At 70.2% G+C, this 6,424-nt stretch carries 6 protein-coding genes and 1 pseudogene; 4 read left to right on the plus strand and 3 right to left on the minus strand.

The features are described 5' to 3' along the window. Window positions 1–235 precede the first annotated feature (235 nt). Window positions 236–841: a GOLPH3/VPS74 family protein gene (locus OO70_RS31570; protein ID WP_043678525.1), complete on the plus strand. Its 606-nt coding sequence runs from the start codon at window positions 236–238 to the stop codon at window positions 839–841. A 340-nt stretch (window positions 842–1,181) separates the two neighbouring features. Here OO70_RS31570 and OO70_RS31575 read toward each other — a convergent pair whose 3' ends face one another. Together OO70_RS31575 and OO70_RS31580 are read right to left on the minus strand one after the other, a co-directional pair. After that, a complete protein-coding gene (locus OO70_RS31575) occupies window positions 1,182–2,630 on the minus strand; it encodes a sensor histidine kinase (RefSeq protein WP_043678528.1) in 1,449 nt (482 codons plus the stop codon). Next, window positions 2,627–3,316: a response regulator transcription factor gene (locus OO70_RS31580; RefSeq protein WP_078651629.1), complete on the minus strand. Its 690-nt coding sequence runs from the start codon at window positions 3,314–3,316 to the stop codon at window positions 2,627–2,629. Before OO70_RS31580 ends, OO70_RS31575 begins: the two co-directional genes overlap by 4 nt. Before the next feature lie 150 nt (window positions 3,317–3,466). Between OO70_RS31580 and OO70_RS31585 the strand changes: the two genes are divergently transcribed. Genes OO70_RS31585 through OO70_RS31595 form a run of 3 tightly spaced genes read left to right on the plus strand, consistent with a single transcriptional unit; the run spans window position 3,467 to window position 5,997 of the window. Beyond that, complete coding sequence (locus tag OO70_RS31585; RefSeq protein WP_043678533.1) at window positions 3,467–4,804, plus strand: ferredoxin reductase family protein; 1,338 nt, start codon at window positions 3,467–3,469, stop codon at window positions 4,802–4,804. A 10-nt stretch (window positions 4,805–4,814) separates the two neighbouring features. Further along, entirely contained in the window at window positions 4,815–5,264 is a 450-nt protein-coding gene (locus tag OO70_RS31590; RefSeq protein ID WP_043678536.1) for an FMN-binding protein, read from the plus strand. 1 nt (window position 5,265) lies between these two features. Then, complete coding sequence (locus OO70_RS31595) at window positions 5,266–5,997, plus strand: FAD:protein FMN transferase (RefSeq protein ID WP_043678539.1); 732 nt, start codon at window positions 5,266–5,268, stop codon at window positions 5,995–5,997. A 10-nt stretch (window positions 5,998–6,007) separates the two neighbouring features. Here the strand turns inward: OO70_RS31595 and OO70_RS31600 are convergent. Continuing rightward, a pseudogene (locus tag OO70_RS31600) lies at window positions 6,008–6,424 on the minus strand (transcriptional regulator); the annotation flags it as partial.

Raw genomic sequence — 6,424 nt, forward strand, 5'->3', positions numbered from 1 at the left:
AGCAACGGGGTGAGGGAAGTGATCCAGCCAGCCGGAACCGGCCCCCAAACAACCGAAAACCCTGCCAATTTCCTTCAGAGGGCACGCCATTCGGACCGCAGTGGCGCAAGCGGTCCAAAAACCCCGGCTATTCATCCGAGGCTCACGGTCCCGAAACATGACCGACGGCGGGGCGGAATTATGTAAACGTTGGGTGTCGATGCCCCCTCGCATAGGCCGCGCTAGGTTGGCATCCATGAGCACACCGCGGGACCTGATGATCGTTGCCCTGGACGTCGCACCCGAGCGCCCTGTCGAGACGGGTGATCTTTCGCTCGCGCTCGCCGGAGCGGAGGTGATCGACCTCATCGCCGCCGAAGCCATCGCGCTGGACGGCGACTTGATCGTGCCGAACCCCCAACTTCCCTTGGAGGACGGCCTGTTGAACGAGGCGTCGACCTCGCTCGTACGGGAGACGCCGTACGAGTCGGTCGAGGACTGGCTGTGGCGGCGCGGGCGTGGCCTGTCCTCGGCCTATCTCGCCGCGCTCGAGAAGGAGGGTCTTGTCGCTCGGCAGCGCGGGCGCTGGATTCCGGTCCGCACCGGTCGTACCGCCCTGGTCGACTCCCCGGCCCGCAGCCGGGCGGCTGCCCGCTGGGCCGAGCACGAACCCGTCCTCGCCCAACTCGCCGCGGCGGCGGGCATCCGCGACGTGTCGGACGAGGAGTCCGCGAAGGTCACCGACGAGTCGCTGGACACCGTCATCGCCGTCGTCCACGACGCGGTGACGGAACTGGAGGCCGTACGGCAGCGCAAGACCGTCGAGGACGCGGCCTACGACAACGTGTGGCGCGGTATGTGACGGTGGCGGCCTCGTGGCTTCGACGCGCGGCAACTGCCGAAAAAGCAGAGCCAGTTGATGGTCCTGAGCCTCAAGTGACGCCACGTCACCCATGGTAGGCACAAGCGCCGCGCTGGGCCTAGGGGCTGTCGTTTGGATCAGGCCGGCTGCGGGGTGCGGTGCCTCTTGGCCGACCCGAGCGGGGTCTGGTGCGTGCAGCTGCAAGGCGGAGGAGGGAGTCGACGCGATGGGGGTCCCCCCGCGCGAGGTTGTTCGAGCGTGGGGGAGTCGGCGACCGACGACAACGCCGCAGATGGGCGTGCCAGACCCCGCGACGCCGGACTGATCCAAACGACAGCCCCTAGGTCGAGGCCGCCCCCAGCGGAATCGTCACCGTGAACACCGTCGCGCCGGGCTCGGACGTCAGCTCCACGGAGCCGCCGTGCGCCTTCGTCAGTGAGCGCGCCACGGCGAGGCCGAGCCCGCTGCCGCCCCGGTCCCGGCTGCGGGCCTTGTCGACCCGGTAGAAGCGGTCGAAGACCTGGTCCCGGTCGGCCGCCGGGATGCCGGGGCCCGCGTCCGCGACCCGTACCGACGCCGTGCCGGCGGCGACCGAGACCGTCACCGACACCGGGGTGCCGGGCGGGGTGTGCACGGCCGCGTTGGTGAGGAGGTTGTCGAGGACCTGCCGGATGCGGACCGGGTCGACGCGCAGCGGGACCGGGGACGGCGGAACCGTCACCGTCAGCGGATGGCCCCGGTGCCCGGCACGGAAGGCGTCCGCCGCCTGCCCCACCAGCTCCACCAGGTCCGCGTTCTCCGGCCGCAGCGGGGTCTCCACATCCGCCGCGTCGAGCCGCGCGAGCAGCAGGAGGTCGTCGAGGAGCACGCCCATCCGGGCGGCCTCGGCACGCAGCCGGGCCAGGTGTTTGTCCCGCTCCTCGGGCACGTTCGCCGCCGCGTACTGGAACAGGTCCGCGTAGCCGCGCACCGACATCAGCGGCGTCCTCAGCTCGTGCGAGGCGTCCGCGACGAACCGGCGCAGCCGCTGTTCCGCCTCCGCGCGCACCGCGAGGGAGTCGTCGATGTGCTCCAGCATCGTGTTGAACGCCGTGCGCAGCTCCTCCACCTCGGGCCCGCCGTCGCGGTTCTCCGCGCGCAGCGGGAGCCGGGACGCCGAGTCGGTCAGGTCGTGCGAGGCGATGCCGTGCGCGGTGTGCGCCATGTCGCTCAGCGGCTGCAGCCCGCGCCGCAGCAGCCTGCGGCCGAGCACCACCAGCGCCAGCAGGGCGAGACCGAAGGCGACCACCTGGATGATCACCAGCTGTCGTACCGTGTCGTCGATGTCGTCCATCGGCGCCCCGCTGACCAGCACCACCCCGGGCTCGACCTCGCAGCCGCGCAGCCGGTACTCGCCCTCGCCGCTGAGATCACTCGTGCTCAGGACCTCGGTGCCCTTGGCGATCTGCGCCTCGGCCACGGCGTTGAGGTCGCCTATGTCCGACGGCAGGTCCGAGCTCTCCTCGGGCTTGCGGAGCACCGGGGTGCCGTTCCTGACGTCGTACACGGCGTAGTACCAGCGGTAGTACTTCTTGCCCTGGAGGGTGCCGTTCTCCGCGATCGACTTGGACTGGGCGACCTGGGCGAGCCCGAGCTGGTCGTCGAGCTGGTTCGACAGATAGTCCCGCATGTAGGTCGTCAGGGCGGTGCCGACGACGGCGAACGCCACCAGGGCCAGCGCCCCGAGCCCCAGCGCCAGCCGGGTGCCGAGCCGCAGCCGCCGGTACGTCCGCCGCAGCCGCCGGATCACTCGGCGGCCTGCCGGATCACGTAGCCGAAGCCGCGCACGGTGTGGATCAACGGATCGTGCCCCTCGTCGAGCTTGCGGCGCAGCCGGCTGACCACCAGTTCCACCACATTGGAGCGGCCACCGAAGCCGTACTCCCACACATGGTCGAGGATCTGCGCCTTGGTGAGCACGGTCGGCGACTTGCGCATCAGATAGCGCAGCACCTCGTACTCGGTCGGGGTGAGCGTGATGAGGTGGTCGCCGCGGCGCACCTCCCGCGTGTCCTCGTCCATCGTCAGGTCCGCGACGCGCAGCACGGAGCGCGGGAAGCCGGGCCCGGCGCTGCGCCGCAGCACGGTCCGCAGCCGGGCCATCAGCTCCTCCACCGCGAACGGCTTGACCAGGTAGTCGTCACCGCCCCGCGTCAGCCCCGCGACCCGGTCCGCGACGGCGTCCCGCGCGGTCAGGAACACCACCGGCACCATCGTCCCGGAGCGCCGCAGCCGGTCCAGCACACCGAAACCGTCCAGGCCGGGCAGCATCAGGTCGAGCACCACGATGTCCGGTGCGAACTCGGCGGCCACGGTCAGCGCCTCCTCACCGGAGTACGCGCACGCGGCCTCCCAGCCCTCGTACCGGGCGACCGTCGCGACAAGGTCGGCGATCGGCGGGTCGTCGTCCACGACGAGGAGTCGTACTTTTTCCACCTGCTCATAGTGCTTCACCCACCGATCGACGCCAGACCCGCGTCACCGCCACACCCACATCGATAACCACTTGAAAGTTGTCCGACAGGAAAACGACAGCCCTGCAAGGTCAAGCTCGTCTCCCAGGACCCGATCAAGGAGCTGCTGTCCGTGACGACCGTCCAATCACCCCCTGCGCCCCCCACGGCGATACGCCCCAGGGTGGTGGCCCGCACCGGCCTGTACGCCGTGCTGGCCGCGAACGTCGCCGTGGTGACCGTCTTCTTCGCCCAGGCGGGATTCGCCTCCAACTCGCTGATCGTCATCGGCCGCCTCCTCGGTCTCTACGGCGCGCTCGTCATGGCCTTCCAGCTGCTGCTGGTGGCCCGCCTGCCGTGGCTCGACCGCCGCATCGGCATGGACCGGCTGACCTCCTGGCACCGCTGGACGGGCTTCGCCCTGCTCTGGACGCTGCTCGGGCACCTCGTCTTCATCGCCTTCGGCTACGCGGAGGGCACCGACACCGGTCCCGTCGGCGAGGTCGTCGACCTCGCCGAGACCACCGAGGGCATCCTGCGCGCGCTCGTCGCCTTCGCCCTGATCCTCGTCATCGGCGCGACCTCCGCCCGCTACGCCCGGCGCCGCCTCGCCTACGAGACCTGGCACTTCATCCACCTCTACACCTACGTCGCGGTGGTCCTCGCCTTCACCCACCAGGTCGCGGTCGGTACGACGTTCACCGCGTCCTCCGCCGCGAAGACGTACTGGTACGCCGTCTGGGGCGTGGCCCTCGGCTCGGTCGCCCTGGGCCGCCTGGTCCTGCCCCTGTGGCGCAACCTCCGCCACCAGTTCCGGGTCTCGGCGGTCGTCCCCGAGTCCGACAACGTCGTCTCGATCTACATCACAGGCCGCAACCTCCACCAACTCCCCGCCCAGGCAGGCCAGTTCTTCCTCTGGCGCTTCCTCACCAAGGACCGCTGGTGGCAGGCCAACCCCTTCTCCCTCTCGGCCGCCCCCGACGGCACCGGCCTCCGCCTCACCGCCAAGACCGCCGGCGGCGGCACGGCGGCCCTGCGCCACCTCAAGGTCGGTACCCGCGTCTTCGCCGAGGGCCCCTACGGCGCCTTCACCACCCTGCACCGCAGGAAGACCGAGTCGCTGCTCATCGCCGGCGGCGTCGGCGTCACCCCGATCCGCGCCCTGCTGGAGGACCTGGAGGGCCACGCGGTCGTCCTCTACCGCGTCTCCGCCGAGCGCGACGCCGTCCTCTACGACGAACTGGCCGAGTTGGCCCGGTCCAAGGGCGCCGAACTGCACCTGCTCACCGGCCCGCCCGTCCCCGACAAGCTGTCCTCGCGTGAACTCGCCCGCCTGGTACCGGACATCGCCGACCGCGACGTCTTCCTCTGCGGACCCCCGCCGATGATGAACGCGGTGCTCCGCACCCTCGGCGACATGGGCGTACCCAAGCAGCAGATCCACTTCGAACGCTTCAGCCTGGCGGGATGAGAGACATATCGTGAAGCGAGTCATACCTGTCCTGGTGCTGTCCGTCGCGGGTCTGATCCCCGTGTGGCGCTACGAGCCGTCCATCGGGACGACCACCTCGACGACTACAGAGGCGGTCTCGACACCGACTCCGACGCCTACGGCCACCTCGTCGTCCTCCTCGTCGGCGTCCCCCTCCGAATCGGCTGCCGCCTCCTCGAAGAAGGTCGTCCAGGGCACCGCGATCAACACCTCCAAGGGCACCGTGCAGGTGCAGGTGACCTTCGAGGGCGACAAGATCAGTGCCGTGAGCATGCTCCAGCAGCCGAACCACCCGCAGACCACGGCGGCCGTCCCGGTGCTGATCGAGGAGACCCTCAAGGCACAGAGTTCGAAGATCGACACGGTGTCCGGCGCCACGATCACCAGTGACGCCTACGTCCAGTCCCTCCAGGCAGCCATCGACGCCAAGGGCGCCTGAAATGAACCGCGTTGAGCATGTGATGGGGTTCCCGGTGTCGCTGCGGGTCGACGACGAGGGCATCGGGGAGGGGACCGCGGACGCGCTCTTCGCCTGGCTGCGCGAGGTCGACGCCCGCTTCAGCCCGTTCCGCCCGGACAGCGAGGTCTGCCGCTACGACCGCGGTGAGCTCCAACTCCGGGACCTCAGCGCGGACTTGACCGAGGTCCTCGACCTCTGCGAGCAGTACCGGATCGCGACCGGCGGCGCCTTCGACGTCCGGCTGCCCGGCCGCCCCCTCGACCCCTGCGCGGTCGTCAAGGGCTGGTCGGTGCAGCGGGCGGCGGAACTCCTCACCGCCGCCGGCGCCCGGCGCTTCATCCTCAACGCGGGTGGCGACGTGGTCGTGGCCGGCGGTCCGTGGCGGGTGGGCGTACGGCACCCCGAGCACGCCGATCAGCTCTGCACGGTCCTTGAGCTGACCGACGGGGCGGTGGCGACCTCCGCGCGCTACGAGCGCGGCGACCACATCGTCGACGGCCGCACCGGCCGCCCCGCGACGGGACTGCTCAGCCTCTCCGTCGTGGCCGCGTCGCTGACGGAGGCCGACGCCACGGCCACCGCGGCGTTCGCGATGGGCCCCGAGGGCGTCGACTGGGCCGCCACCCGGCCCGGTTGCGAGGTGTTCGCGGTCGACGCCGAGCGACGGGTCCGCCGTACACCGGGATTCCCGGTCGTGACGGTGGCGGCCTAGGTGTTGCGGGTCAGGACGGTGGTGAGGGTGCGTAGTGGTGGGCAAGATCGGTGACGAGGTCGCGGAGGTGAGCCCTGGCTTCGGTGGGGCTGTGCACGGTGATGGCGCTCCCGAACGGCAGCAGTGCACGCACGTCCTCCAGACGCAGGAAGCGGATCGTCACCTTGTGGCCGGTGGCGGATTCTTCATGGTCGTCCGGGACGAGATGGTCGTCCGGGACGAGTCGTAGGCCGAAGATCCGTTGCGCCCGCTCGATCTGGGTCTGGTCGATGGTGGCGCTGACCTCTATCGCGTGGTCGTGCTCCCACTGGTCGATGAGCGCTGCGGCGACGGTGGCCAGGGTCTGGTTCTCGCGGATCCGTCGTGGCCGGTCGACTTCTTTCCACGTCGTGATCCGTTCGAGTCGGTACATCCGTGGCTCTCGGGC

Origin of the sequence: Streptomyces xylophagus, assembly GCF_000716435.1 — a bacterium.
In the GTDB taxonomy this organism is placed as follows: domain Bacteria; phylum Actinomycetota; class Actinomycetes; order Streptomycetales; family Streptomycetaceae; genus Streptomyces; species Streptomyces xylophagus.